The sequence below is a fragment of the Ruegeria sp. SAZD011 genome, from assembly GCF_059612545.1.
The window spans coordinates 171,456-195,700 of record NZ_JBXWQU010000041.1; the positions used below are offsets into that span (position 1 = coordinate 171,456).

The window sequence follows — 24,245 nt, forward strand, 5'->3', positions numbered from 1 at the left end:
CGATGCGCCCGGTTCTGCATGGCGATGTCAGCGTGGCGGCGCGGGCCTTGCTGCACGTTCCCGCCGGTACACGTCGGTCGCTCTGCCGTCGGATGCTGTCCGAGGCGGAGATGGCCGATGCCCATGTCCGTGCGACCGGGCGGCTCCATCCGCTGTTTGGCAATGGTTCTTTGATGTCTGCGGCGCGCAAGCGGGTGTTGGCGGATGAGCCCGGGTTCGACGATCCGGGCTATTGCCGGTGCTTCGAGATCGTGCTGAGCGCGCTGATCGACCGTCAGATCAGCCGCGCGCGCAACTGACGCAAAGCGTGGCGGCGGGATCGAGCGTCAGCCGCCCCTCGGGCAGGTCGTCGCCGCAACCGTCGCAGTAACCGTATTCTCTGGCCGAGATGCGATCGAGCGCCAGCCTTAGACGGCGGGCCTCGACCTCGCGCCTTGCCTGCTGGGCCTTGGCCATGGCCTGATTCTGAAGTGCGTCCATCCGGCTGAGGCGGCCCACCGATTGTTGATCCAACTCGACCACCGCCCGCGCCGATTGCCCCACCGCGCTGCTGTCGCCTAGTTCCTGCAAACGCTCCTGAATCAACGCCCGGAAACGGGTAAGCTGGGTCTCATTCATTTCCGTCACCACGCCCATCACGTATTGAGGTTGGTCAAATCGATCCTAACTGACTAGATTAGTCACAAAGAAGGATGACAGGCCATGATGGAAACGCGCAAGAAACTTGCCCCCGTGGACCCGGTCTGGGACCGGATCACCGCCGAAGCGCAGGACGCTGTGGACAGAGAGCCCCTGATGGGTGGGCTGGTGCATGCCTGTATCCTGCACCACAAGAATCTGGACAGGGCGCTGTCCTATCGCATTTCGGCCAAGCTCTGCTCGAACGAGATGTCGATGATGGTGCTGCGCGAGATTGTGGACGATGCCTATGACAGTGCGCCCGAGCTTGTCGAGGCCGCCCGCGCCGACCTTATGGCGGTCTACGAGCGTGACCCGGCCTGCCACCGGCTGTTGCAGCCGATCCTGTATTTCAAGGGATATCAGGCGATGCAGGCCTATCGCGTGGCGCATTGGCTGTGGACACGCAAGCGCTATGACCTGGCCTATTTCTTCCAGATGCGGGTGTCCGAGATCTTTGGCGTCGACATTCATCCGGCGGCCCGGATCGGCAAGGGGATCATGATCGACCACGCCCATTCCATCGTCATCGGCGAAACTGCGGTGGTAGGGGACAACGTGTCGATGCTGCATTCGGTGACGCTGGGCGGGACCGGCAAGGAAGAAGAGGACCGTCATCCCAAGATAGGCGATGGCGTGCTGATCGGGGCGGGCGCCAAGGTGCTGGGCAATATCAAGGTCGGCCATTGCAGCCGCATCGCTGCCGGTTCGGTGGTGCTGAGCGAGGTGCCGCCCTGCAAGACGGTCGCGGGCATCCCGGCCAAGATCGTCGGAGAGGCGGGCTGTGACCAGCCCTCGATCAACATGGACCAGCGGTTCCCGAACGGGTCGGACTGAGGCGCCTGTCTCCGAGATTTCATTTGTCTTGAATGCGAAAAGGGGCGCGTTGCGCCCCTTTTCTCTATTGGCGCTTCTGAGGGAAAGTATTTTGAATTAATCTCTTAACTGCGACTGCTGATCTTGGTTTCCGGGTTATCGGCATAGAATCCTTCGGCTTTGGACCATAATGGATAGAGGTTGGTCCTATCTGAGTTCGAGCGCCTTGTGGTACTGCCACGCGCGGCGCATTATCTGACGCAACGGTAAGACTTTTCGCAGTTTGACTTGGGGGCATGCAATGATCTTCACGACCAAGGGCCGCGGGCGGCTATATGGCTCGATCCTGGAAACGGTGGGCAATACGCCCGTGATCCGGCTGAACAGGATCGCGCCGGGGCATGTCACGATGTATGTGAAATTCGAGGCGTTCAACCCGGCGGGCTCGGTCAAGGACCGGCTGGCGCTGAACATCATCGAGGCCGCCGAACGCGAGGGCCGGTTGCAGCCGGGCCAGACCGTGGTCGAGGCGACCAGCGGCAATACCGGCATCGGGCTGGCCATGGTCTGCGCTGCCAAGGGCTATCCGCTGGTCATCACCATGCATGACGGATTCTCGGTCGAACGCCGTCGCCTGATGCGGATGCTGGGCGCCAAGGTGGTGCTGACCCGCAAGGAAGACAAGGCGGTGGGAATGGTGGTGAAAGCCAAGGAACTGGCCGAGGCAAACGGCTGGTTCCTGGCCCATCAGTTCGAGACCAAGGACAATGCCGATATTCACGAGGCCACCACCGCGCAAGAGATCCTCGGCGATTTCGATGGCGAGCGGTTGGACAATGTGGTGCTGGGCTATGGTACTGGTGGCACCGTCACCGGGTTGGGCCGGGTGCTGAAAACCGCGCGGCCCGATCTGAAGATCACGCTGAGCGAGCCCGCCAATGCCGCGCTGGTGCAATCGGGCGCGGCGCAACAGCGCAATGCCGAGGGCGAACCCGCCGCGACCCATCCGGCCTTCAACCCGCACCCGATCCAGGGCTGGACGCCGGATTTCATCCCGCTGGTGCTGCAAGAGGCGCTGGACAAGGGGTACTTCGATGGCCTTGAGCCGGTGAGCGGCCCCGAAAGCATCGCCTGGTCCAAACGCCTGGCGGCCGAGGAAGGCATCCTGACCGGGATATCCGGTGGCGCCAGTCTCGCGGCTGCGATGAAGGTGGCCGAGACCGCGCCCGAGGGTTCGGTGCTGCTGGCGATGCTGCCCGATACCGGCGAGCGCTACCTGTCGACACCGCTGTTCGAGGATATTGCGGCCGAGATGGATGAGTCTGAGCTGGCCCTGTCCGCCTCGACACCCGGTTATCAGTACTGATTGACGCATCGCCACTGGCGGCGACTGGTGTCCAGGAATTGCAAGGGAGCGGAGGCGCTCCCTTCTTGCTGTTCCATGGTCCTTTTGGCCGAACTGCCTTTGCGCTGGTTGTGCCGAGGGTCACTTTCACAGCTGCCTCAGCAGTTTTCAGGACTATCCAGCCAGAACGATCACCGCCGCGCCGATGATGGTCAATCCGGCCCCCAGGAATGCCAATGCCCTGGGTCGATGGCCCTCTTTCAGCCAGATGATGGGCAGAACCAGAAGCGGCGAGAGTGAGCCCAGGATCGCGGCGATCCCTGCGTCGAGATGGGCATAGGCAAACAGCAGAAGCGTCGATGACAGGCCATAGCCGATGAAGCCGGGCAGGATGGTCCGAAAGAGAAGGTCGGGCGACATCTCGGTGGCGCTTCGAAAAACGGGCGATGGCCAGAGAGCGACAAGCGAGATCGCAAATGCCGCCCCGGACAGGCGAATGGCCGAGGCCGCAATTGGGTCCGTACCGGCCAGCATCGCGGGTTTCATGACCAGAAACCCAAAGCCCTGAAACCCCGCCGCAAACAATCCCAGGATGACCACCTTGACCTGCGTGCCAGCAAGCCGATCGCTGTCTGAATGCGGGTCGCCGCCCTGAAGGATCGCCATCAGGACCCCGGTCAGCACAAGGGATGCGCCGAGCAGGTCGAGGACAGACAGGGTTTCTCCGAACGCCAGAAACGCCATGCCCGCAACCAGCGGCGCCTTGAGCGCCAGAAGGACCTCGGTCCGCCGTGGCCCGCCGAGGCGCAGGCACTCGATCATGGCAAGGTTGCCAAGAATGATGCCGACCAGAATGCTGGCCGCGAAAGCGGGCCAATGCTGCCAGGCGATCGTCGGCCACATGCCAAGGACCGAACAGCCCGCGCAAAGGATCGCGGCACAGGCGAGCAGCTGGATCCGGGTAAACTCAAAGGCGCCCAGGCGCCGGGCAGGGTCCTGTGCAAGGACGATGCCGCTGGCCCAACCCAGCGACGCACCGACCGCCGCCGATAGGGGAAGAAACAGCATGACATCACCTCTGATTCGCTACATAATAAGTAGCAAATACATGCTACGCAAAAAATAGCAAAGGGAGCGTGACAATGCCAACAAGGATCCCTCTGCCCGGCACGCCGGTGCGCGGATCGAAATCGGGAAAGCCGATCATGGCGCTGTTCGACCTTCTCGGACGGACCTGGGCGCTTGGCATCGTGTGGCAGCTGGATGGTGGTCCGCTGACCTTTCGCCAATTGCAGAGCCGATGTGAAACGGTATCGCCGACGGTGCTCAACAAACGGTTGGGGGAACTGCGCGAGAGCGGTTTTGTCGGGCTGACCAGCGAAGGATACCATTTGACGGAAATGGGCCGCGATCTCTTTGCCAAGCTCAAACCGCTCGGGGCGTTTTCGCAGGTCTGGGCCGATGCCGTGTTGTCCGGCGACAAGGAGTAAGCGAGATGACCACCCATGACGCTACCGTATCGTGGTGCATGACCTCTGGCGACTTTGCCAAGGGCAGTTACAACCGCGCCCACCAGTGGGCGTTCGACGGGGGCGCGACCTGTCTGGCCTCGGCCTCGCCGCATGTGGTGCCGCCGCCAATGTCGGACCCGGCCGCTATCGACCCCGAAGAGGCGTTTGTCGCGGCCATCGCCTCTTGTCACATGCTCTGGTTTCTGGATATCGCGCGGCGCGCGGGCTATGTGGCCGCGTCCTACCGCGATCACGCCAAGGGGCAAATGACGGCCAATGACGCGGGCAAGCTGTGGCTGACCCGCGTTGATCTGCGACCCAGCATAACCTGGACGGGTGAGGGGCCGTCGCAGCAAGCACTGAGAGCCCTTCATCACGAGGCGCATGAGAATTGTTATATCGCGAATTCAGTCAGGACGGTGATCGAGGTTCATCTTTGACAGGCTGAACTGCCGCTCGGCTGTAATACGAAAGCCCCGGCGATGAGGCCGGGGCTTTGTTTGTTTCGCGGTGGTGGCCCGTCAGGCCAGCATTACCATCGGGTTTTCCAGGTTGTCGACGATCGCCTGCAACAGCTGTGCGCCAAGCGCGCCGTCGATCACCCGGTGATCGACCGACATGGTCACCGACATCACGGTCGCCACGGTCAACTCGCCATCGGCGCCGACCACCGGTTTCTTGACCCCGGAGCCGACCGCCAGGATACCCGCATGCGGCGGGTTCACGATGGCATCGAAATTGTCGATGCCGAACATGCCGAGGTTCGAGATGGCAAAGCTGCCGCCCTGGTATTCATTCGGTGCCAGCTTGCGATCGCGGGCGCGGGTGGCGAGGTCCTTCATCTCGGTCGACAGCGCCGAGAGCGACTTCATGTCGGCGTCTTTCAGAACCGGCGTGAACAGCCCGCCCTCGATGGCGACGGCAACGGCCACGTCCGAGGGTTTCAGCTTCAGCACCCGGTCACCGGCCCAGACCGCGTTGCAGTCGGGCACCTGTTGCAGCGCGTTGGCGACCGCCTTGATGATGAAGTCGTTGACGCTCAGCTTGACGCCACGCCCTTCGAGCTGCTTGTTCAGCTGGGCGCGGAACTTCATCAGCGCATCCAGCTTGATATCGCGGCGCAGGTAGAAATGCGGGATCGTCTGCTTGGCCTCGGACAGGCGCGCGGCGATGGTCTTGCGCATGCCGTCGAGCTTGACCTCTTCGTACTCGCGACCCTCGTACATGCGGGCAACCATATCGGCGCTGGGTCCGCTGGGGGCTGCTGCGGCAGGAGCGGCAGCTGCGGCTGCGGGGGCAGGGGCCGCAGCTGCGGGGGCAGGCGCCGCTGCCGGGGCGGTGGCCCCAATCACGTCTGCCTTGACGATACGGCCATGCGGGCCGGAGCCTGCGATTTGCGACAGATCGAGCCCCTTGTCAGCGGCGATCCGGCGCGCCAATGGCGAGGCGAAGACGCGGCCACCATCAGCACCCTTGGGTGCAGCCGGGGCGGGGGTGGGGGCAGCTGCGGGCGCCTCGGACGCCGCAGGGGCGGCCTCGTTGCCCGCGGCGGCAGCCGGGGCCGCCTTGGGCGCGCTGGCGATATCGCCCGCACTTTCGCCCTCTTCCAGCAGCACCGCGATGGGGGTGTTCACCTTGACCCCTTCAGTGCCTTCGGGCACCAGGATCTTGCCGACGATGCCTTCGTCGACGGCTTCGAACTCCATCGTGGCCTTGTCGGTCTCGATCTCGGCCAGCAGGTCTCCCGAGGAGACGGTATCGCCTTCCTTGACCAGCCATTTCGCCAGGGTGCCTTCCTCCATGGTGGGAGACAGGGCGGGCATCAGGATTTCGGTGGGCATCTCTGTCGCTCCTTACCGATAGGTCACTTGTTTGACAGCTGCGACCACTTCATCAGTGGTGATCAGCGCCAGTTTTTCCAGGTTCGCGGCATAGGGCATTGGCACATCCTTGCCGGTGCAGGTGATGATCGGCGCGTCGAGATAGTCGAAGGCCTGCTGCATCACTTCAGAGGCGATGTAGCTGCCGACGGAGCCTTGCGGCCAGCCTTCCTCGACAGTGACCAGACGGTTGGTCTTCATCACCGAGTTGATCACGGTGGGCAGGTCCATCGGGCGCAGGGTGCGCAGGTCGATCACCTCGGCACTGATGCCGTCAGCGGCCAGCCGTTCGGCGGCCTCAAGCGCGTATTGCATGCCAATGCCGAAGCTGACGATGGTCACATCGGTGCCCTCGCGCCAGATCCGCGCCTTGCCGAAGGGCACCACCAGGTCATCGACCTGCGGCACCTCGAAGCTGCGGCCATAGAGGATCTCGTTTTCCAGGAAGATCACCGGGTTCGGATCGCGGATTGCCGATTTCATCAGGCCTTTGTAATCGGCGGCCGAATAGGGCATCGCCACCTTGAGGCCGGGGATCTGCATGTACCAGGCGGCATAGTCCTGGCTGTGCTGGGCGGCGACGCGGGCGGCGGCGCCGTTGGGGCCACGGAACACGATCGGGCAGCCCATCTGGCCGCCGGACATGTAGAGCGTCTTGGCAGCCGAGTTGATGATATGGTCGATCGCCTGCATGGCGAAGTTGAAGGTCATGAATTCGACGATGGGCTTGAGGCCGCCAAAGGCCGAACCGACGGCGATCCCGGCAAAGCCGTGCTCGGTGATCGGCGTGTCGATCACGCGTTTGGAGCCGAACTCGTCCAGCATTCCCTGGCTGATCTTGTAGGCGCCCTGGTATTCGGCAACCTCCTCACCCATCAGATAGACGGCCTCGTCGGCGCGCATCTCTTCGGCCATTGCGTCGCGCAGCGCCTCGCGCACGGTCTGCGACTTCATCGGCGCATCCGCCGGCCAGTCAGGTGACAGGTCCACCTTGGGTGCGGCGGGAGCCGCGACCGGGGCAGGGGTTGCGGGCGCCTCGGAGCCCCCTGCGGGGGCCGCCTCGTTGCCCGCGTCGGCCGCTGGTGCGGCCGACAGTGCCGCATCGACGCTTTCGCCTTCTTCCACCAGAAGGGCGATGGGGGTGTTGACCTTGACCCCTTCGGTGCCTTCGGCGATCAGGATCTTGCCGACGATGCCTTCGTCGACCGCCTCGAACTCCATCGTGGCCTTGTCGGTTTCGATCTCGGCCAGGATATCGCCCGAGGAGACGGTGTCGCCCTCCTTGACCAGCCATTTCGCCAGGGTGCCTTCCTCCATGGTGGGGGACAGGGCGGGCATCAGAATTTCGGTTGCCATGTCGTGATGTCCTCTCAGGCGTAGATATCGGTCCAGAGCTCGTCCACGGACGGCTCGGGGCTTTCTTTCGAGAATTCGGCGGCCTGGTTGACGATCTCCTTGATCTCCTTGTCGATCGCCTTCAGGTCATCCTCGGTGGCGTGTTTGCCGCTCAGCAGCATCTCTCGCACCATCTCGATCGGGTCGCTCTGCTCGCGCACTTTCTGCACCTCTTCGCGGGTGCGGTACTTGGCCGGGTCCGACATCGAGTGGCCGCGATAGCGATAGGTCTTGACCTCGAGAATGTAAGGGCCCTTGCCGGCGCGGCAGTGGGCCACGGCCTTTTCGCCGGCCTCTTTCACCGACAGCACGTTCATGCCGTCAACGGTTTCGCCGGGGATGCCAAAGGCCTCGCCTCGGGTGTAGATGTCGGGCGAGGAGGTCGAGCGTTTCTGCGCGGTGCCCATGGCGTATTGGTTGTTCTCGATCACGAAGACGACCGGCAGTTTCCACAGGGCGGCCATGTTGAAGGTCTCGTAGACCTGGCCCTGGTTGGCCGCGCCATCGCCGAAATAGGTGAAGGTGACGCGTCCGTTCTCCTGGTACTTGTCGGCAAAGGCCAGGCCCGCACCCAGCGGCACCTGGGCGCCGACGATGCCATGGCCGCCATAGAAATGCTTCTCTTTCGAGAACATGTGCATCGAGCCGCCCTTGCCCTTGGAGAGGCCGCCCTCGCGTCCGGTCAGTTCGGCCATGACGCCGCCCGGTTCCATGCCACAGGCCAGCATGTGGCCGTGGTCGCGATACGAGGTGATGCGCTTGTCACCCTCTTCGGCGGCGGCCTCAAGACCCACGACAACCGCTTCCTGGCCGATATAAAGATGGCAGAACCCGCCGATCAGACCCATGCCGTAGAGTTGGCCGGCCTTTTCCTCGAATCGGCGGATCAGCAGCATCTCGCGGTAATAGTGTTTCAGTTCTTCGGCGGAAGTATTTGATTTTCTTGAGGTCTTTCTCGTCGCGGTCACGGCGCCATTCCTCTGTCGGTGAAATAGTTTAGCATTAAACTATCTAATAAAGCATTTTTCGCCGCATGACGAGTGCTAATATGACGGGGCGGCAAGGCCGGGTGGGGCCGGAAAATCTTCGCAGAAGATTTTCGAGGTCAGGAGATTTTTCTACGAAAAATCCGGGCGCTTCGCCTCAGCGGATCACGATCTCGTCGGCGCGCAGCAGGCCCAGTACGGACCGGGCCTGTTCGTCCAGCAGGTCAAGATCCAGATAATCGTCGCTCAGACGCCGGGTCAGGTTTTCCATCCGGTCGATCTGTTCCTCGACCTTGGCCAGGTCGCGCGACAGCACCTCGCGCTCGGCGGCAATCTCGACCCGGCGGAACAGGCCGAAATCGCCCTGCACGGCCGCAAAGGTGAAATAGATCGCCAGCGCAAAGGAGACCGCGAAAAACGCGATCGCGCCGATGCTGGGTCTGGTTGTCCGGGACACGCGGGATACCTGCCGTCTTGATTGCCTCTGGTCGCACCTCTGGCGGGTGCGTGACCCTAGTATGACACAGGCGGATCCCCTTGTGAATCCCTCTTCTTCACGTGTTTTTCGGGTGTTTACCTTGTCATCTGACGGGTTGCAGGATGCCGCTCATCTCGTCGTGGATCACCTGCCGGGTCAGCTGGATGAAGCGGTCGATCGCGGGCGGGGTGCCGGTGGCCGTGCGCCAGGCCAGCCCGACAGTTCTGTGCATCGCGGGGCGCAGCGGCCGCGTGGTGACATCGGCCCCGGTCGCGCGGACTTCGGAGGCGACATAGAGCGCGGGCAGCAGGGTGATCCCCATGCCCAGCGACACCATCTGCCGCAGGGCGTCCAGGCTGGTGCCTTCGAATTCCGTGCTGAGCCGGGCCCCGGCGGTTTCGCACAGGCCCTGAACCTGCCCGTGCAGCGCATAGCCGGGGCTGAGGCCCAGCATGGTTTCGCCCGCCAGATCGGCTTGCCGGACCTGGGGCATGCCCGCCAGCGGGTGCGCCGGGTCTACCGCCAGTTCCAGCGGCTCGCGAAACAATGGCGCCACGCGAATATCGTCCCGGCCGACCGGCAGCTGGGTCAGGATGAGGTCATAGCGCCCGGCCGCCAGATCCTCGACCAGGTCACGCGGGGCGCCGTCGCGGATCGCCAGTTTCAGCCTGGGATACTGGCGATGCAACTGGCGCAGAACCCGTGGCAGCAGATAGGGGCCGATGGTTGGGGTCGAGCCCAGCCGCAGCGTGCCGGTCATGTTGTCCCGCATCGGGCTGGCATAGAGGTTCAGCGCCTCGACCTCGCGCAGGATACGCGCCACCATCTCGGATACGTCGCGGCCCTCGGGGGTCAGGATCAGGCCGCTGCGGCGCCGCTCCAGCAAGCGGGCGCCCACCGCCTTTTCCAGCGCCGCGATTTGCAGGCTGAGCGAAGGCTGGCTGATGCCCAGGCTGCGCGCGGCGCGGCGATATTGCCCGGCGGCCACAAGGGTCGAGAAATAGGTGAGCTGGCGCAGGGTGATGTCAGGCGGCATACGGATCTCTCAACGATAGGTAAAACCTATCTTAATCTATGCCGGCATTGGGTTCTTTCCAGATAAGCGCTCCCCATCTTTGGCACAGGCCGCGATATGTCGCGGCAAGGTTCACAATCGGAGGAGACCATAAATGACCGCAACAGGCAGAGTTCGCGCATTCTCTTTGAAGCTGAGGATGGCGGTGCTGAAGGAGCGCCGGGCCGAGCTGAAACAGCGCATCCTGACCGAGCTCAAGCGCCCGGCGCCCTGTGCCCAGACGCTGCGTATGCTCAAACGGCGCAAGCTGTCGCTGAAAGACGAACTGGCCCGTCACGAGGGCCTGTTGCGGACGCTCGATGCGATGGGTCCCCAACGGGAACAGCGGTTGGAGAGCGCGTGATGTTTCGACTGGTGTTCATGACGACCGGCCTGCGTTGGCTGCACAGCCCGGATCTGGGCGACATGCGCCGCGCCATCCTGTCCGAGGATGACGACGGGCCGGATGGCGGTGGGATCCGTCCCGCAGGGTCCCGCGCGCGGGTGTAAATGGCGCGCGGGATTGCGATGAATCGAGTCAGTCCGCCTGCATCAGGGCGGCGACACCGGGCAGGGTCTTGCCCTCCATCCACTCCAGAAACGCGCCGCCCGCGGTCGAGATATAGGTGAAATCCCCCGCTGCGCCGCTGGCGTTGAGCGCGGCCACCGTATCGCCGCCACCGGCGACCGAGATGAGCTTGCCCGCCCGGGTCAATGCCGCCGCCTTCAGCGCGGCGGCATTGGTTGCCGCGTCAAAGGGTTCCAGCTCGAACGCGCCCAGCGGCCCGTTCCAGATCAGGGTCCGGCTTTTCTCGAAAATCGCCTTGATTGTGGCAAGGCTGTCAGGGCCCGCATCCAGGATCATGCCCTCGTCGGGGCAGCGGTCGGCGGGCAGGATCTGATGCGGCGCGTGGCTCTCGAATTTCTCGGCCACCACGACATCACTGGGCAGCACGATGGTGCAACCGGCTGCCTCGGCCTTGGCCAGGATCTCGGCGGCGGTATCTTTCATGATGCGTTCGGCCAGCGATTTGCCCACCGGCATCCCCTTGGCCACCAGAAAGGTGTTGGCCATGCCGCCACCGATCACAAGGTAATCGACCTTTTCGATCAGGTTACCCAGCAGTTCCAGCTTGGTCGAGACCTTAGCGCCACCGACGACTGCGGTGACCGGGCGTTCGGGCTTGCCCAGTGCCTTTTCCAATGCCTCAAGCTCGGCCTGCATCAGACGCCCGGCGCAAGAGGGCAGCAGGCGCGCGATTGCCTCGGTCGAGCTGTGGGCGCGATGCGCGGCGGAAAAGGCGTCGTTGCAATAGATATCGCCCAGCCGTGCCATCCCGGCGGCCAGATCGGGATCGTTCTTGGTTTCGCTGGCGTGAAAGCGGGTGTTCTCCAAGAGCAGCACCTGGCCGGGCTGCAAGGCCTCGGCGGCCTCTTCGGCGGCGGGGCCGACGCAATCATCGGCAAACAGCACCTTGGTTTCGAACGCCCGTTCCAGCGTTGGTACCAGCTGGCTCAGCGACAGGTTCTTGCGCCGCTCGCCGCCGGGGCGGCCGAAATGCGCCAGCAGGATGGGGCGGCCCCCGGCGGCAAGGATATCGCGGATGGTCGGCATCAGGCGGCGGATGCGGGTCGAGTCGGTCACCACCCCGTCCACGATCGGCACGTTGATATCGACTCGCACCAGCACGCGCTTGCCGTTCAGGTCCATGTCGTCGAGTGTTTTCCAGCCCATCAGCCGCAATCTCCTTGCTTCAATGCGTTTGACGGTTTCTCTACCCGAATGGGCGCCCCCGTCAATGGCGTGCCTTGTCGATCCCGCGCGTGATGGTTAGGTTCCCGGCAAACACAGTGACAGGAGGGCCCGATGGCCGAAATCAAGGATCCCGAAAACACGATCATCGTCGAGCTGAAGGACGGCAATGTCGTCATCGAGCTGCTGCCCGACGTGGCGCCCAAGCATTCCGAGCGGATGAAGGAGCTGGCGCGCGCCGGCGAGTATGACAATGTCTGCTTTCACCGGGTGATCGACGGCTTCATGGCGCAGACCGGCGATGTGGCCAACGGCGACATGGAAGACGGGTTCAACATCCGTCGCGCGGGCACCGGTGGTTCCTCGCTGCCTGATCTGCCGGCCGAATTCTCGAAACTGCCGCATGACCGGGGCACCCTGGGTGCTGCGCGCTCGGCCAATCCGAACTCGGCCAACAGCCAGTTCTTCATCAACTTCAAGGACAACCATTTCCTGAACGGCCAGTACACCGTTTATGGCCGGGTGATTTCGGGGATGGAACATGTGGATGCGATCACCCGCGGCGAGCCGCCCGCGAATCCCGATCGCATGATCAGCGTCAAGGTGGCCGCAGATGTATAAGCTTGCGGCCCTTCTGGCGCTGTTCGCCGTTCCGGCGGGCGCGACCGGCCTCAAGATCGAGGTGGCGGGCGAGGCCAATGGCACCGTCACCATCGACCTGCTCGAGGATGTGGCCCCCAAACATGTGGAACAGATCACCGCGCTGGCGGCTTCGGGCGCCTATGACGGGGTGGTGTTTCACCGGGTGATCGACGGGTTCATGGCCCAGACCGGCGATGTGCAATATGGCCGCATGGGCGGTGACATGCGCCTTGCCGGGCGGGGCGGGTCCGACCGGCCCGACCTGCCGGCCGAGTTTTCGGATATCACCTATGAACGCGGTGTGGTGGGCATGGCCCGCGCGCAGGACCCCAACAGCGCCAACAGCCAGTTCTTCATCATGTTCGCCCCGGGTCCGTTCCTGGATGGTCAATATACCGTGGTGGGCAAGGTGACCGGCGGCATGGACGTGGTTGACGCGATCAAGCGCGGCACCGGTCCCAACGGCTCGGTGATCGGCCAGCCCGATCAGATGAAGTCGGTCACCGTGACCGATTGATCCAATGCCGCCGGCGCCCGCTATCGGGGCGCCGGCGGTCTCACATTTGCGTGTGTGGGGTGGCGCGATCCCGTTCCGACGGCGATCCTTGGGTCGAATTGCAAACCCGAAAGACCCCGGCATGCGCCTTCTATCCCTCTTTCTTGCGATCTGGCTGGCTTTGCCCGCCCTGGCCGGTCCCGAAGTCTGGCGCCATGAATGGCCCGATACCGATTTTGGCAAGACCAGCGTTGCCCATTGGGGCGAGATCCTGTCGGGTGGGCCGCCCAAGGACGGTATCCCGGCGCTGAGCGATCCCGCCTTTCTGAGCGTTGCGGCGGCGGAGGATCTGGAAGGGCGCGAGCCGGTGATCACCGTTGCGCTCCCCGGAGAGACCCCGCGCGCCTATCCGCTGCGCTATCTGATGTGGCACGAGATCGTCAATGACCGTATCGGCACGGTGCCGGTGGCGGTGACCTTCTGCCCGCTGTGCAACTCTGGCCTGACCTTCGACCGGCGCAGCCCCGCGGGCGTGCTGGAGTTCGGGGTGACCGGCAAGCTGCGCAATTCGGACATGGTGATGTATGACAGCCAGACCCAGAGCTGGTGGCAACAGGCGCAGGGGCTGGCCATCGTGGGCAGGCTGACGGGGACCGAGCTGCAAACGTTGCCCAGCTGGATGGAAAGCTGGGACCAGTTCCGTGCCCGCTATCCGGATGGTCTGGTGATGGGTGAACCGGCGTTTCGCCGCGCTTATGGCCGCAACCCCTATGTGAGTTACGACAGCGCCCGGCGCCCCTTTCTCTATGATGGCGAGGCGCCGCCGCATGGCGTCCCGGCACTGGCGCGGGTGGTTCGGGTGGGTGACCGGGCCTGGCCGCTGACGCGGCTGGCCGAGGCCGGGGTGCTGGAGGAGGCGGGTTTGCGGTTCGAATGGCGGGCTGGCCAGGCCTCGGCCCTTGATACGGCGCAGATCGGCGATGGGCGCGATGTGGGGTCGATCCGGGTGCGCGACATGCAGGGGCGCGACATTGCCCATGACGTGATGTTCGCCTTTGCCTTTCACGCGTTCTGGCCCGGGGGCGAATGGATGCTGGGGGCGGATTGACGCGATCCGGCGCGGCCGGGCGGGCCGAGATTTTTCGACGAAAAATCTAGCGCCGCCCGGAAACTCGTATAGTGCAAATCAAAAGCGCCGCGGAAAACCGCGGCGCTGTGAACCGTCTTGCGTCGGTGCTGCCTCAGGCGCTTTCGGGCTTGGGCGCCGGAGCGGCCGCGGCCGGGTTGGCGGCGGGCTTGGCGGCGCGACCTGGGTTCAGCGGGTCGTCCTGACGCTGTACCGAGCCTTCGAAATGGGCGCCGCTCTCGATCGCGATGGTCTTGTGGATGATATCGCCCTCGACCCGCGCGGTCGAGGTCAGGCGCACCTTGAGGCCCCGCACCCGGCCCACGATCCGGCCATTGATCACCACGTCATCGGCGGTCACTTCGCCCTTGATGGTGGCGGTTTCGCCGATGGTCAGCAGATGCGCGCGGATATCGCCCTCGACCGAGCCTTCGACCTGGATGTCACCGGTGGTCTTGATATTGCCGGTGATATGCAGATCCGAGGACAGGATCGACGCAGGCGGCTTGGGCTTGGGCGCAGCTGCCTTGTAATCGCTCGGAGCGGGCGCGGCAGGAGCCGCGGGCGCGGCGGGTTTGGCCGCCTCGGGGGCCTTGGGGGCGGGCTCGTTGATTTTGCTCTTAGAAAACATTGCGTGAAGCCTTGATGTAAGTCATGGGGTTAACGGGTCTGCCGTTGACATGCACCTCATAGTGCAGATGCGTCCCGGTGGACCGACCGGTGCTACCCATATCAGCAATATGATCCCCGCGCGAGACCCTTTGGCCGACCTTTACACGGAGTTGCGAGTTATGGGCGTAATAGGTCTCGATCCCGAAGGCGTGGCGGATCTTGATCAGCTTGCCAAACCCCGACTGCCAGCCCGCATGGGTGACCACGCCATCGGCGGTGGCATGGATGTCGGTGCCATGCTTGCCCGCGAAATCCGACCCGTTATGCATGCGCTTGCCGCCGGTCTTGGGGTCGCGCCGATAGCCGTAGCCGCTGGTAAAGCGCACCGCCGCGCGCACCGGCGAGGCAAAGGGCGCCTGTTCGGCGGCGATCCGGTAGAGGTTCAGCTGATCCATCTGTTGCAGCAGCTGGTTCGCGCGCAGCTCGTCGGTCGAGGGCTCTTCACCGCGCGTGCTGAAGGATAAAGGGGTCAGCGGCCCGCCCTGGCCGCTATAGCCGCGCCGCACCTCTTCGATGATGCGGTCGGTGGGCATGCCGGCGCTACGGAACATCTTGTCCAGCGGTTCCAGCGAAATGGTCATTGCCTCTTCGAGTTGGCGGAAGATCTGGTCATTGCGCTCTTCCATCAGCTTGATTTCCAGCTCCAGCTCGGCGCGGGCTGCCAGCGCCGATTGCGCATCGGCGCGGATCTGGTCGCGCTGTTCGGCGGTGCGTTCCAGTGCTGCGGCCATGAAATCCATCTGTGCGGGCACTTCGGCGGCGACCCGCTCGACGGCGGCGGTATCGCCCTTTTCGTCCAGCAGCCGTTCCAGTTCGGCGCGTGCCGCTTCGCGCTGGCGCATGGTGGCGCGCAGGGTCGTCTGGATCACCTCGACCCCGGTTTCCAGCTCGCGCCGGCGGTTCTCCGAGGCGAGCAGTTCCGTCTGCATCGCTGAAATCTGGGTCAGGGCGGCGTTGAACCGTTGCTGAGCCGCGACCGCCTCGTCGGCGCGGGCGTCGCGTTCTTGCGAGAGAGCGTTCAGACGCTCCTGATAGGTGGCCTGATCACGCTTGGCCTGTTCGCGGAAATTGCTGGCGCCGATACTGTCCATCAACAGGATGGCGGTGGCGACGATGGTCCAGGCCACCAGCAGGGTCGCCCCCCCAAAGGCGATCAGCTGTGTCTCGGACCGGAGCCGGATGAACCGGGTATCGCTGTCGGATTTCAGAAAGACACGGCGTTCAGGAAACCTGCTTTCCAGAAACGCGTGGATTTTGATCGCCAGACGTGTTCGCACGCGCCCATCCCTTGTTGTCCCCTCACAAGCCCCGGGATGTGAGTGGTACCGGGGCCTTGGCCCGTGTGAATACCGGCGTGGTGCCGATCGGGCAAGTTTCTTTACCAGATGAGGGGAAAGCGCGCCTATCGCGGTCCGGTTTCGGCGAAAAACCGCCGAAACCATGCGTTTGCATGGGGTAGTCCGGCTAGATACCCCGTTTGCGCTGGGTTGTTTCCTCGGCCAGCGGCCAGTAGAAATCGGGCGGGAGCCCCGCCTCGGCGCGTTTTTCCTCGTTGAAGGGGGGCTTCAGCGCGCCATGGAAATAGCGCCGCACCAGCGCGTGGAACGCGTCCTTGGGGTCGGTATTCTCGCGCCCGCACAGGAAGTGGAACCATTTCGAGCCATAGGCCACATGACCCACTTCCTCGGCATAGATCATCTCGAGAGCGGCGACCGCCTGTGTCAGCCCGGCCTTGCGAAAGATGTCGATCATGCCTGGCGTCACATCCAGCCCGCGCGCCTCGAGCACCATGGGCACCACCGCCAACCGGCCCATCAGGTCTTCGGCGGTGTCCTCGGCGGCGCGCCACATCCCGGCATGGGCCGGAAGGGCGCCATAATGGCTGCCGATACTCTCAAGAACATCGCAGACCATGTTGAAATGCTTGGATTCCTCGTCCGCGCATTTCACCCAGTCGTCGTAGAACCCAACCGGCATCGCTACATGGCCGAAGCGCGCGATGATGTCCCAGTGCAGGTCGACCGCGTTCAGTTCGATATGCGCGACCGCATGCAACAGTGCGATGCGCCCGGCCTCGGACCCCGGACGCCTGCGGGGCACGTCGCGGGGGCTGAGCAGTTCGGGCCGCTCGGGCCGGGCGGGATGCAGCGGCGGGTGCGCAGTGCCCACCGCGATCGGGTCGGCTTCACCCTTACGGGCGGCAAACCAAGCGCTCGCGTGGCGGCGCGACAGCTCGGTCTTGGCGCGTCCGTCGGCGGTGGTCAGCACCTCGACGGCCATTTCGGTCAGGGTCAGGCTCACAGGGCGCGCACCGCGTCCAGCACCTCGTCCACATGACCGGCAACCTTGACCTTGCGCCAGACGCGCGCGATCCGGCCCTCGGCGTCGATCAGAAAGGTCGACCGTTCGATCCCCATGGATTTCTTGCCATACATGTTCTTTTCCACCCAAACGCCGTAGCGCTCGCAAACATCGCTTTCGGCATCGGACAGCAGCGGCGTGGTCAGCCCGTGCTTGGCGACGAATTTGTCATGTTTGGCCACCGTATCGCGCGAAATGCCCAACACCTGAGCACCGGCATCGGCAAAGGCCTGCAAATTCTCGGAAAAGCCGATGGATTCCTTGGTGCAGCCCGGAGTATCATCGCGGGGATAGAAGAACAGAACAACCGCGCGACCGCGCAGGTCGGACAGGCTGATCGCGCCGCCGCCATCGCGGGGAAGCGTGAATTCGGGGGCAATATCTGTGACGTCGGGCATCTGGGCACTCCGGCTGGGTTTCATGACTAGGTTACGCGCATAATAGGTCGCGGCGGAGAAGTTGGAAGACATCGACAAGACCTCGGGCGGGGACAAACCCGGAAAACCACGCCGCAGCCGGCGTCGGGTGACGTTGCTGTGGGCGATGCGCGGCACCGTGCTGCTGGTGTTTCTGGCGATCTTTTCCGGGTTGATGCTGTTGGGCCAGACCCTTCAGGCGCCACCCTGGCTGCAATCGCGGGTCGAGACGCGGCTGACCCAGGCGCTGGACGGGGTCAGCATCCGGTTTGGCGGCGTCTACTTCGTGATCAACAAAGGCTGGCGCCCGCGTCTGCGCCTGCGCGATCTCGAACTTTCCGATGCCGGTGGCCGGGTGATCGCCCGGCTTGCGGATGCCGAGGCCAGTCTGGCGATGCGACCCTTGTTGCGCGGTCAGGTCCAGCCCAAGCGGATCGTGCTGAATGGCGCCTCGGCCACGTTGCGGCGCGATGCCCAGGGACAGTTCTCGCTGTCGCTGGGCGGGCAGGGTGGCGGTTCGGTCGGGCAGGCGCCGACATTCGGGCAATTGCTGGAATCCTTCGATGCCGTTTTCCTGCACTCGCAGCTTGACGCGCTCAGCTCGGTTGAGCTGACGGCAGTGTCGCTCGACTATGAAGATTTGCGCCAGGGGCGCGGCTGGACGCTGGATGGTGGCCAGGTTCTGGTTACCCGAGGTGGCGGCGACCTGCGCATCGCCACCGAGTTCTCGCTGCTCAGCGGGCGCGACTATGCCAGCCGGTTCGAGGCCAACTATACCAGCACGCTGGGTGAACCATCGGCCAGTTTCGGTATTTCGATCGAGGATCTGGCGGCCGCCGATATCGCGGCCCAGGCGCCCGCGCTGGCCTGGTTGCAGGTGCTGGACGCGCCGATCTCGGGTGCCTTGCGCGGTGGCTTCGATGCGGCGGGTGCGCTGACGCCGATTTCGGCCACGCTCCAGATCGGGCGCGGGGCGCTGCAACCCAACCCGAACACCCGGCCGATTCCCTTCGCCTCGGCGCGCACCTATTTTACCTATGACCCGGCCGATCAGCGGCTCAGCTTTGCCGAGGTAGCGGTGGACAGCGCCTGGGGAGCGGCCCAGGCAGATGGGGTCGCATATCTCGATGGGGTGGAGCATGGGCGGCTCGACCGGCTGGTGGGACAGTTCGGCCTGCATGGTCTGCGGGTCAATCCCGCCGGGGTCTATCCCGAGCCGCTGACTGTCGACCGGGCCGAGGTCGATTTCCAGATGACCCTCAACCCGTTCCGCCTGCGGATCGGGCGAATGGATGTGATCGACGATGGCCGGACCCTGCGGCTGGACGGGGATCTGGGGGCCGCGCCCGAGGGCTGGCAACTGGCACTCGACGCGCAGCTGGACGCGATCACCCCGGCGCAGGTCCTGTCCTATTGGCCGGAAACCGTTGCGCCGAAACCGCGCGAATGGGTGACCGATAACCTGGTCGAGGCGCAGCTGAGCGATCTCGACCTCGCGCTCAGGCTCCGGCCCGGGGCGCCGCCTGACCTCTACGCCGATTTCGACTTTGCCGAAGCGCAGATCCGCTATGCCAAGACGCTGCCGCCGTTGACCCGGGCGCGGGGTCAGGCCAGCCTGCTGGGTGGCCGTTTCGCGGTGACCGCCGATGCGGGCGTGGTGGTGACCGCCGAGGGGGGCGAGATCGACGCCACCGGCACCTCGTTCATCATCCCCGATATCGGCATTCGCAAATCGGCGCCGGGCATTGCCCGGATCACGGCGAGCGGGCCGGTCACGGCCGCACTGTCGCTGTTGAACGAGCCGCCGCTCAGCATTCTCGACAAGGCCAATCTGCCCGTCGATCTGGCGCAGGGGCACACGCGCCTGTCGGGGACATTGGCGCTGCCGCTCAAGGACAGGGTCACGATCGCCGATATGGAGTTTCACCTTGCCGGTGTGCTCGAGGACGTGGCGAGCGAGGTTCTGGTGCCCGGCACGCCCGTTTCGGCGCCCCGGCTGGAACTGACAGGGGACCAGACCAGAATCGCGCTTCAGGGGGCGGGTCTTTTCGGCACGGTCCCGGTGTCGATGCGCTGGCAGCAGCCGTTGGGACAGGGCCAGCGCAGCAACCTGACCGGACGCATTGCGCTGACCCCCGATCTGGTGCGCGAGCAACGGCTGGGTCTGCCCGATGGCATGGTGGCAGGGGCTGGCGAGGCGCAGTTCAGCCTTGGCATCGGCGGCGGCGAGCCGCTGCGGCTTGAGGCGCAGTCGGACCTGGCGGGGGTGCGCCTGTCACTGCCGGAACTGGGCTGGTCGAAACCGTCCGGAAGCACGGGCCGGATGGCGCTGGTCGCGACACTTGGGCAGGGCGGACAGGTCGAAGCGATCGAGCTAGAGGCCGCCGGCTTGCGCATGCGGGGCAGCGTCGAGTTCAAGCCAGACCGCAGTTTCGAGCGCGCCCGTTTTACCTCTTTCGAGCTTGGCGACTGGTTGGCTGTGCCGGTCGAACTCATCGGTCGCGGTTCCGGGGCGGCACCCGACATCTCGGTGCAGGGCGGCACGCTGGACCTGCGCCGCGCCCGGTTCGGCAGCGGATCGTCGGGTGGTGCCGGCGGTGGCGCGGCACCAGCGGTGAACCTCGTTCTCGACCGGTTGCAGGTCTCTGACAGCATGACGCTGACCGGCATGCGCGGCAGTTTCTCCACCGGCGGCGGGCTGAACGGTCGGTTCACCGGGGCGCTGAACGGGCAGGTGCCGATCACGGGGCAGATGATCGGGCGCGGTGCCCGCAGCGCGGTGTTCCTTCAGGCCGAGGATGCGGGCGCGGTGTTTCGCGCTGCCGGGATCCTAGACCAGGCGCATGGCGGCAGCTTTCAACTGGCGCTGGAGCCGGTCGGCGCAGAAGGCAATTACGACGCGCAACTCAGGGTGCGCAACACGCGGGTGCGTGACGCGCCCGCGATGGCCGCGCTCTTGAACGCGGTGTCGCTGGTGGGGTTGCTTGACGAAATGTCGGGGCAGGGCATCCTGTTCGGCGAAATTGACGGCAGGATGCGGCTGACGCCCAGGACGCTGACGATTCTCGAAGGCAGCGCCGTCGGCCCGTCGATCGGGGTGTCGATCAACGGTACCGTGGATACGGAAAACAGGGTGCTGGACCTGCGTGGCGTGGTCTCGCCCATCTACCTGCTCAACTCCATCGGCAGCGTGCTGACCCGCAAGGGAGAGGGGCTGATCGGGTTCAACTATACCCTGACCGGGCCGATGCAGCGGCCTCAGGTCTTTGTCAATCCGCTCTCGGGGCTGACGCCCGGCTTTCTGCGCGACATGATCCGCGCGCCCGCGCCCAGCCTGCCGGCGGTGCCCGAGGAAAACGCCGCCCCCGCGCCCACCGGCCCTGCGGGCACGCCCGCCCCCGCGCCGCAACCCGCCCCGGCGCCGCGACCTGAGCCGTCGCACGGTGGCGATCGCTAGAGCGGTCGTCGGCATGACAGACGAATTGCCTGTGGTCAAAGCACGTGGCGCGCTCTATAGGCGCGGGCCATGAAGCTCAGCGATTTCGATTTCGACCTGCCCGACGACCTGATTGCCACGCGGCCCGCCCAGCCGCGATCCTCTGCGCGCCTGCTGGTGGCGCGGGGCGATGCGATCACCGATGCGCTGGTGCGCGATCTGCCCGACTGGCTGCGTCCGGGCGACCGGCTGGTGCTCAATGACACGCGGGTGATCCCCGCACGGCTGAGCGGCACCCGCCAGCGCCAGAGCGCGCAAGGGCCGGTCACGGCCCGGATCGAGGTCACCTTGCTGGAACCGCGCGCCGATGGTGGCTGGAGCGCGCTGGCGAAACCTCTGCGCAAGTTGCGCGAGGGAGAAACCATCAGCTTTTCCAGAGAGCTGTCGGCGAATGTTGAAGCGATCAGGGACGGGCAGGCGCATCTGCGGTTCAACCTGACCGGCCCCGATTTCGACGCCGCGCTGGCCCGGGCGGGTGCGATGCCGTTGCCGCCCTATATCGCCGCCAAACGCCCTGCCGACGAGCAGGACAAGACCGATTACCAGACCGTCTGGGCCCGCCATTCCGGCGCGGTGGCAGCGCCCACCGCCTCGTTGCATTTCGACGAGGCGCTGCTGGCGGCGCTGGCCGCGCGCGGCGTCACCTTTACCCACGTTACCCTGCATGTGGGCGCGGGTACCTTCCTGCCGGTCAAGGTCGAGGATGTGACCACCCACAAGATGCATGCCGAATGGGGGCGGGTCAGCGCCGAGGCCGCGGCCGAGATCGCCGCCACCAAGGCGGCGGGCGGGCGGGTGATTCCGGTTGGCACCACCGCGCTGCGCCTGATCGAAAGCGCCGCGCGCGGCGGCCAGATCGCGTCTTGGGAGGGTGAGACCGATATTTTCATCTATCCCGGCTTCGAATTCCGCGTTGCCGACGGGCTGATGACCAATTTTCACCTGCCCAAGTCGACGCTGCTGATGCTGGTATCGGCCCTGATGGGGCAGGATTGCATCCGCGAAATCTATGCCCATGCGGTGGCAAATCGCTATCGGTTCTTCTCTTATGGGGATGCGTCGCTTTTGCTGCCGGGCTAGGCGATAACGGATGAGACCCGGACCCGTTTGTCATGGACAAGCAGAGGTTCGACCCTTGATACTTTGGGCTGAGAGCCCGCAACCGCACAAAGGCAATCACGATGCTTCAGGTTCTTTCCAGCGCATGGGCGCTGCTTTTGGGCATTGGCCTGTTGATGGTGGGCAACGGTCTGCAGGGTACCCTCTTGGGTGTGCGGGGCGAGATCGAGGGGTTTTCCACCTTCGAGATGTCGCTGGTGATGTCGGCCTATTTCGTGGGCTTCCTTGGTGGCTCGCGCATGGCGCCCGAGATGATCCGCCGGGTCGGGCATGTGCGGGTGTTCGCGGCGCTGGCCTCGTTCATCTCGGCGGTGATGATCCTCTATCCCGCTTTCGCCAATACCTATGTCTGGATGCTGGGGAGGGTGATCATCGGATTCTGTTTTTCGGGCGTGTATGTCACGGCCGAAAGCTGGCTGAACAATGCCGCCGACAACACCAACCGGGGCAAGGCGCTGTCGCTTTACATGATCGTGCAGATGACCGGCATCATCGTGGCCCAGGGGCTGATCCAGGTGGGTGACCCGGGCGGTTACGAGGCATTCATCATCGCCTCGATCGTGGTTTCGATCTCGTTTGGACCGATCCTGCTGTCGATCTCGCCGACGCCGGCCTTTGACAGCACCAAACCGATGAGCCTGAAAGCACTGATGCAGACCTCGCCGCTGGGCTGTGTCGGCATGTTCCTGCTGGGGGGTGTGTTCTCGGCCCAGTTCGGGATGAGCGCGGTCTATGCCGCCAATGTGGGGCTGACGCTGTCGCAACTGTCGATCTTTGTCGCCACCTTTTACGTGGGTGCACTGGTGGTGCAGTACCCGCTGGGCTGGTTGTCGGACCGGATGGACCGGCGGGTGCTGATCCTGTTCGTGGCACTGTTCGGTGGCGGTGGCGCAATGCTGGGCGCGGTGATGGGTGGCCAGTTCGAGTTCCTGCTGCTGGCGGCGCTGATCATCGGTGGGCTGTCCAACCCGCTTTATTCGCTGCTGATCGCCTATACCAACGACTATCTCGACTATGACGATATGCCGGCGGCCTCGGGCGGGCTGGTGTTTATCAACGGGCTGGGCGCCATCGCCGGCCCGGTCACCACCGGCTGGTTGATGTCGGACGGGGTGTTCGGTCCGCCGGGCTTTTTCTTCTTCATCGCGGCGCTGATGTTCGCCACAGCCGCCTATGCCGCTTACCGCGCGACTCAGCGACCCTCGACCCCGGTCGAGGAGACCAGTTCGATGGCGTACATGTATCCAACCGCCTCGCCAGTGGCGATCGAGATGGCGCAAGAAGTGGCATTCGAGGCCGATCAGGGCGCGGAAGAGGAGAAATAGACGATTTTTCCCCTTGCTTCGTGACGCATTGTTGCAAATCGTTACTGTTACAGAATTGTAAAAAAGCGTTTAATCCCCATTAACCTGGGGACAAAGGAGAGTGGAGAAAGACCGATGGTCGGCCCCGAAGACGTATTGAAATTCTGGCTGGACGAGGTGGGTCCGGCTGGATGGTATATCCAGGACGAGGCGCTTGACGCCCGGATCCGGGACGAGTTCCAGTCCACGTGGGAGGCAGCGGCAGAGGGCAGGTTCTCGCTGTGGCTCACCTATCCCAGCGGGGTTCTGGCCTATATCATCCTCACCGATCAGTTCCCCCGCAACATGTTCCGTGGATCGGGACAGGCCTTTGCGACCGACCGGGCGGCATTGATGGTGGCCAAATGTGCGGTGGACAAGGGCTGGGATCTGAAGATCGACGAACCGGCGCGGCAATTCTTCTACCTGCCGATGATGCATTCCGAAAACCTGTGCGATCAGGAACGCTGTGTGCGGCTGATGTGCCAGCGGATGCCCGAATCAGGTGCGTCGAACCTGTTGCATGCGCGCGCCCATCGCGAGGTGATCCGCAAGTTCGGACGCTTCCCCTATCGCAATCAGGCGCTTGACCGGGCCAGCACCCAGAGCGAGACGGACTATGTCTCGGACGGTGGCTATGGCGCCACGGTGCAGCAGTTGCAGCGCAAGGCGAGCTAG

General features: G+C 64.3%; 26 protein-coding genes. 14 read left to right on the plus strand and 12 right to left on the minus strand.

Going from position 1 to position 24,245, the window contains the following annotated elements; genetic code table 11:
* The first annotated feature begins 2 nt into the window (after positions 1-2).
* Entirely contained in the window at positions 3-299 is a 297-nt protein-coding gene (locus AC2FLM_RS21420; RefSeq protein WP_496859886.1) for a DUF7742 family protein, read from the plus strand.
* Here the strand turns inward: AC2FLM_RS21420 and AC2FLM_RS21425 are convergent.
* Positions 280-618 (minus strand): TraR/DksA family transcriptional regulator, encoded by a 339-nt coding sequence (locus AC2FLM_RS21425; protein ID WP_496859887.1) that lies wholly within the window; start codon positions 616-618, stop codon positions 280-282. The two genes, AC2FLM_RS21420 and AC2FLM_RS21425, sit on opposite strands and share 20 nt — an antisense overlap.
* 84 nt (positions 619-702) lie before the next feature.
* On the opposite strand from AC2FLM_RS21425, the gene cysE reads away from it, so the two are divergent.
* Both cysE and AC2FLM_RS21435 read left to right on the plus strand, forming a co-directional pair.
* Complete coding sequence (gene cysE / locus AC2FLM_RS21430; RefSeq protein ID WP_234136974.1) at positions 703-1,515, plus strand: serine O-acetyltransferase; 813 nt, start codon at positions 703-705, stop codon at positions 1,513-1,515.
* 280 nt (positions 1,516-1,795) lie between these two features.
* On the plus strand, positions 1,796-2,860 hold the full coding sequence (locus AC2FLM_RS21435; protein ID WP_496859888.1) for a PLP-dependent cysteine synthase family protein: 1,065 nt from the start codon (positions 1,796-1,798) through the stop codon (positions 2,858-2,860).
* 153 nt (positions 2,861-3,013) lie between these two features.
* Here the strand turns inward: AC2FLM_RS21435 and AC2FLM_RS21440 are convergent, their stop codons facing one another.
* The gene (locus tag AC2FLM_RS21440) at positions 3,014-3,907 is read right to left on the minus strand and encodes a DMT family transporter (protein ID WP_496859889.1); all 894 of its coding nucleotides are present in this window, start codon (positions 3,905-3,907) and stop codon (positions 3,014-3,016) included.
* Positions 3,908-3,981: 74 nt separating this feature from the next.
* Here AC2FLM_RS21440 and AC2FLM_RS21445 point away from each other — a divergent pair, with 74 nt between their 5' ends.
* Together AC2FLM_RS21445 and AC2FLM_RS21450 are read left to right on the plus strand one after the other, a co-directional pair.
* Positions 3,982-4,329, plus strand: a complete 348-nt coding sequence (locus AC2FLM_RS21445) for a winged helix-turn-helix transcriptional regulator (protein WP_234168933.1) — start codon at positions 3,982-3,984, stop codon at positions 4,327-4,329.
* A 5-nt stretch (positions 4,330-4,334) separates the two neighbouring features.
* On the plus strand, positions 4,335-4,790 hold the full coding sequence (locus AC2FLM_RS21450; protein ID WP_496859890.1) for an OsmC family protein: 456 nt from the start codon (positions 4,335-4,337) through the stop codon (positions 4,788-4,790).
* Between the two features lie 81 nt (positions 4,791-4,871).
* Here AC2FLM_RS21450 and AC2FLM_RS21455 read toward each other — a convergent pair whose 3' ends face one another.
* The 5 genes from AC2FLM_RS21455 to AC2FLM_RS21475 form a co-directional block, all read right to left on the minus strand.
* Entirely contained in the window at positions 4,872-6,191 is a 1,320-nt protein-coding gene (locus AC2FLM_RS21455; RefSeq protein WP_496859891.1) for a pyruvate dehydrogenase complex dihydrolipoamide acetyltransferase, read from the minus strand.
* Positions 6,192-6,203: 12 nt separating this feature from the next.
* On the minus strand, positions 6,204-7,586 hold the full coding sequence (locus AC2FLM_RS21460) for a pyruvate dehydrogenase complex E1 component subunit beta (protein WP_234162644.1): 1,383 nt from the start codon (positions 7,584-7,586) through the stop codon (positions 6,204-6,206).
* Positions 7,587-7,600: 14 nt separating this feature from the next.
* Complete coding sequence (pdhA, locus tag AC2FLM_RS21465; protein ID WP_234136966.1) at positions 7,601-8,593, minus strand: pyruvate dehydrogenase (acetyl-transferring) E1 component subunit alpha; 993 nt, start codon at positions 8,591-8,593, stop codon at positions 7,601-7,603.
* Between the two features lie 175 nt (positions 8,594-8,768).
* Positions 8,769-9,068, minus strand: a complete 300-nt coding sequence (locus AC2FLM_RS21470; RefSeq protein WP_234136965.1) for an FtsB family cell division protein — start codon at positions 9,066-9,068, stop codon at positions 8,769-8,771.
* Between the two features lie 124 nt (positions 9,069-9,192).
* Positions 9,193-10,125, minus strand: coding sequence for a hydrogen peroxide-inducible genes activator (locus AC2FLM_RS21475; RefSeq protein WP_496859892.1), 933 nt, complete (start codon positions 10,123-10,125; stop codon positions 9,193-9,195).
* Between the two features lie 133 nt (positions 10,126-10,258).
* Here AC2FLM_RS21475 and AC2FLM_RS21480 point away from each other — a divergent pair, with 133 nt between their 5' ends.
* Positions 10,259-10,507, plus strand: coding sequence for an HP1242/YdcH family protein (locus AC2FLM_RS21480; RefSeq protein ID WP_234136962.1), 249 nt, complete (start codon positions 10,259-10,261; stop codon positions 10,505-10,507).
* Positions 10,507-10,653, plus strand: a complete 147-nt coding sequence (locus tag AC2FLM_RS21485) for a hypothetical protein (protein WP_234136961.1) — start codon at positions 10,507-10,509, stop codon at positions 10,651-10,653. The genes AC2FLM_RS21480 and AC2FLM_RS21485 overlap by 1 nt, the downstream gene beginning before the upstream one ends.
* A 28-nt stretch (positions 10,654-10,681) precedes the next feature.
* Here AC2FLM_RS21485 and AC2FLM_RS21490 read toward each other — a convergent pair whose 3' ends face one another.
* Positions 10,682-11,878 (minus strand): phosphoglycerate kinase, encoded by a 1,197-nt coding sequence (locus AC2FLM_RS21490; RefSeq protein ID WP_496859893.1) that lies wholly within the window; start codon positions 11,876-11,878, stop codon positions 10,682-10,684.
* A 132-nt stretch (positions 11,879-12,010) separates the two neighbouring features.
* Between AC2FLM_RS21490 and AC2FLM_RS21495 the strand changes: the two genes are divergently transcribed.
* From AC2FLM_RS21495 to AC2FLM_RS21505, 3 genes are all read left to right on the plus strand, one after another.
* Positions 12,011-12,517: a peptidylprolyl isomerase gene (locus AC2FLM_RS21495; protein ID WP_234136959.1), complete on the plus strand. Its 507-nt coding sequence runs from the start codon at positions 12,011-12,013 to the stop codon at positions 12,515-12,517.
* Complete coding sequence (locus AC2FLM_RS21500) at positions 12,510-13,055, plus strand: peptidylprolyl isomerase (protein WP_011047955.1); 546 nt, start codon at positions 12,510-12,512, stop codon at positions 13,053-13,055. The genes AC2FLM_RS21495 and AC2FLM_RS21500 overlap by 8 nt, the downstream gene beginning before the upstream one ends.
* Positions 13,056-13,176: 121 nt before the next feature.
* Positions 13,177-14,142 (plus strand): DUF3179 domain-containing protein, encoded by a 966-nt coding sequence (locus tag AC2FLM_RS21505; protein WP_496859894.1) that lies wholly within the window; start codon positions 13,177-13,179, stop codon positions 14,140-14,142.
* A gap of 133 nt (positions 14,143-14,275) precedes the next feature.
* Here the strand turns inward: AC2FLM_RS21505 and AC2FLM_RS21510 are convergent, their stop codons facing one another.
* The 4 genes from AC2FLM_RS21510 to AC2FLM_RS21525 all read right to left on the minus strand — a co-directional run bounded on the left by AC2FLM_RS21510 (position 14,276) and on the right by AC2FLM_RS21525 (position 17,591).
* The gene (locus tag AC2FLM_RS21510; RefSeq protein WP_234143949.1) at positions 14,276-14,791 is read right to left on the minus strand and encodes a bactofilin family protein; all 516 of its coding nucleotides are present in this window, start codon (positions 14,789-14,791) and stop codon (positions 14,276-14,278) included.
* A complete protein-coding gene (locus AC2FLM_RS21515; RefSeq protein ID WP_496859895.1) occupies positions 14,781-16,109 on the minus strand; it encodes a DUF5930 domain-containing protein in 1,329 nt (442 codons plus the stop codon). The genes AC2FLM_RS21510 and AC2FLM_RS21515 overlap by 11 nt, the downstream gene beginning before the upstream one ends.
* Before the next feature lie 187 nt (positions 16,110-16,296).
* Complete coding sequence (locus AC2FLM_RS21520; protein ID WP_496859975.1) at positions 16,297-17,112, minus strand: ferritin-like domain-containing protein; 816 nt, start codon at positions 17,110-17,112, stop codon at positions 16,297-16,299.
* A 17-nt stretch (positions 17,113-17,129) separates the two neighbouring features.
* Positions 17,130-17,591, minus strand: coding sequence for a peroxiredoxin (locus AC2FLM_RS21525; RefSeq protein WP_234136953.1), 462 nt, complete (start codon positions 17,589-17,591; stop codon positions 17,130-17,132).
* A gap of 61 nt (positions 17,592-17,652) precedes the next feature.
* Between AC2FLM_RS21525 and AC2FLM_RS21530 the strand changes: the two genes are divergently transcribed.
* The 4 genes from AC2FLM_RS21530 to AC2FLM_RS21545 all read left to right on the plus strand — a co-directional run bounded on the left by AC2FLM_RS21530 (position 17,653) and on the right by AC2FLM_RS21545 (position 24,245).
* Positions 17,653-21,066 (plus strand): YhdP family protein, encoded by a 3,414-nt coding sequence (locus tag AC2FLM_RS21530; protein ID WP_496859896.1) that lies wholly within the window; start codon positions 17,653-17,655, stop codon positions 21,064-21,066.
* Positions 21,067-21,135: 69 nt separating this feature from the next.
* Positions 21,136-22,185, plus strand: coding sequence for a tRNA preQ1(34) S-adenosylmethionine ribosyltransferase-isomerase QueA (queA, locus tag AC2FLM_RS21535; protein ID WP_496859897.1), 1,050 nt, complete (start codon positions 21,136-21,138; stop codon positions 22,183-22,185).
* 101 nt (positions 22,186-22,286) lie between these two features.
* On the plus strand, positions 22,287-23,549 hold the full coding sequence (locus AC2FLM_RS21540) for an MFS transporter (protein WP_496859898.1): 1,263 nt from the start codon (positions 22,287-22,289) through the stop codon (positions 23,547-23,549).
* Between the two features lie 114 nt (positions 23,550-23,663).
* A complete protein-coding gene (locus AC2FLM_RS21545; protein ID WP_496859899.1) occupies positions 23,664-24,245 on the plus strand; it encodes a DUF924 family protein in 582 nt (193 codons plus the stop codon).

Coding starts and splice junctions, on each gene's coding strand:
- AC2FLM_RS21475 (WP_496859892.1), bottom strand. CDS start 10,125: ATGCCGCCTGACATCACCCTGCGCCAGCTCACCTATTTCTCGACCCTT.
- AC2FLM_RS21540 (WP_496859898.1), top strand. CDS start 22,287: ATGCTTCAGGTTCTTTCCAGCGCATGGGCGCTGCTTTTGGGCATTGGC.
- AC2FLM_RS21520 (WP_496859975.1), bottom strand. CDS start 17,112: ATGGCCGTCGAGGTGCTGACCACCGCCGACGGACGCGCCAAGACCGAG.
- AC2FLM_RS21435 (WP_496859888.1), top strand. CDS start 1,796: ATGATCTTCACGACCAAGGGCCGCGGGCGGCTATATGGCTCGATCCTG.
- cysE (WP_234136974.1), top strand. CDS start 703: ATGATGGAAACGCGCAAGAAACTTGCCCCCGTGGACCCGGTCTGGGAC.
- AC2FLM_RS21460 (WP_234162644.1), bottom strand. CDS start 7,586: ATGGCAACCGAAATTCTGATGCCCGCCCTGTCCCCCACCATGGAGGAA.
- AC2FLM_RS21420 (WP_496859886.1), top strand. CDS start 3: ATGCGCCCGGTTCTGCATGGCGATGTCAGCGTGGCGGCGCGGGCCTTG.
- AC2FLM_RS21490 (WP_496859893.1), bottom strand. CDS start 11,878: ATGGGCTGGAAAACACTCGACGACATGGACCTGAACGGCAAGCGCGTG.
- AC2FLM_RS21495 (WP_234136959.1), top strand. CDS start 12,011: ATGGCCGAAATCAAGGATCCCGAAAACACGATCATCGTCGAGCTGAAG.
- queA (WP_496859897.1), top strand. CDS start 21,136: ATGAAGCTCAGCGATTTCGATTTCGACCTGCCCGACGACCTGATTGCC.
- AC2FLM_RS21480 (WP_234136962.1), top strand. CDS start 10,259: ATGACCGCAACAGGCAGAGTTCGCGCATTCTCTTTGAAGCTGAGGATG.
- AC2FLM_RS21510 (WP_234143949.1), bottom strand. CDS start 14,791: ATGTTTTCTAAGAGCAAAATCAACGAGCCCGCCCCCAAGGCCCCCGAG.
- AC2FLM_RS21445 (WP_234168933.1), top strand. CDS start 3,982: ATGCCAACAAGGATCCCTCTGCCCGGCACGCCGGTGCGCGGATCGAAA.
- AC2FLM_RS21500 (WP_011047955.1), top strand. CDS start 12,510: ATGTATAAGCTTGCGGCCCTTCTGGCGCTGTTCGCCGTTCCGGCGGGC.
- AC2FLM_RS21440 (WP_496859889.1), bottom strand. CDS start 3,907: ATGCTGTTTCTTCCCCTATCGGCGGCGGTCGGTGCGTCGCTGGGTTGG.
- AC2FLM_RS21455 (WP_496859891.1), bottom strand. CDS start 6,191: ATGCCCACCGAAATCCTGATGCCCGCCCTGTCTCCCACCATGGAGGAA.
- AC2FLM_RS21425 (WP_496859887.1), bottom strand. CDS start 618: ATGAATGAGACCCAGCTTACCCGTTTCCGGGCGTTGATTCAGGAGCGT.
- AC2FLM_RS21485 (WP_234136961.1), top strand. CDS start 10,507: ATGTTTCGACTGGTGTTCATGACGACCGGCCTGCGTTGGCTGCACAGC.
- AC2FLM_RS21525 (WP_234136953.1), bottom strand. CDS start 17,591: ATGCCCGACGTCACAGATATTGCCCCCGAATTCACGCTTCCCCGCGAT.
- AC2FLM_RS21450 (WP_496859890.1), top strand. CDS start 4,335: ATGACCACCCATGACGCTACCGTATCGTGGTGCATGACCTCTGGCGAC.
- AC2FLM_RS21545 (WP_496859899.1), top strand. CDS start 23,664: ATGGTCGGCCCCGAAGACGTATTGAAATTCTGGCTGGACGAGGTGGGT.
- AC2FLM_RS21505 (WP_496859894.1), top strand. CDS start 13,177: ATGCGCCTTCTATCCCTCTTTCTTGCGATCTGGCTGGCTTTGCCCGCC.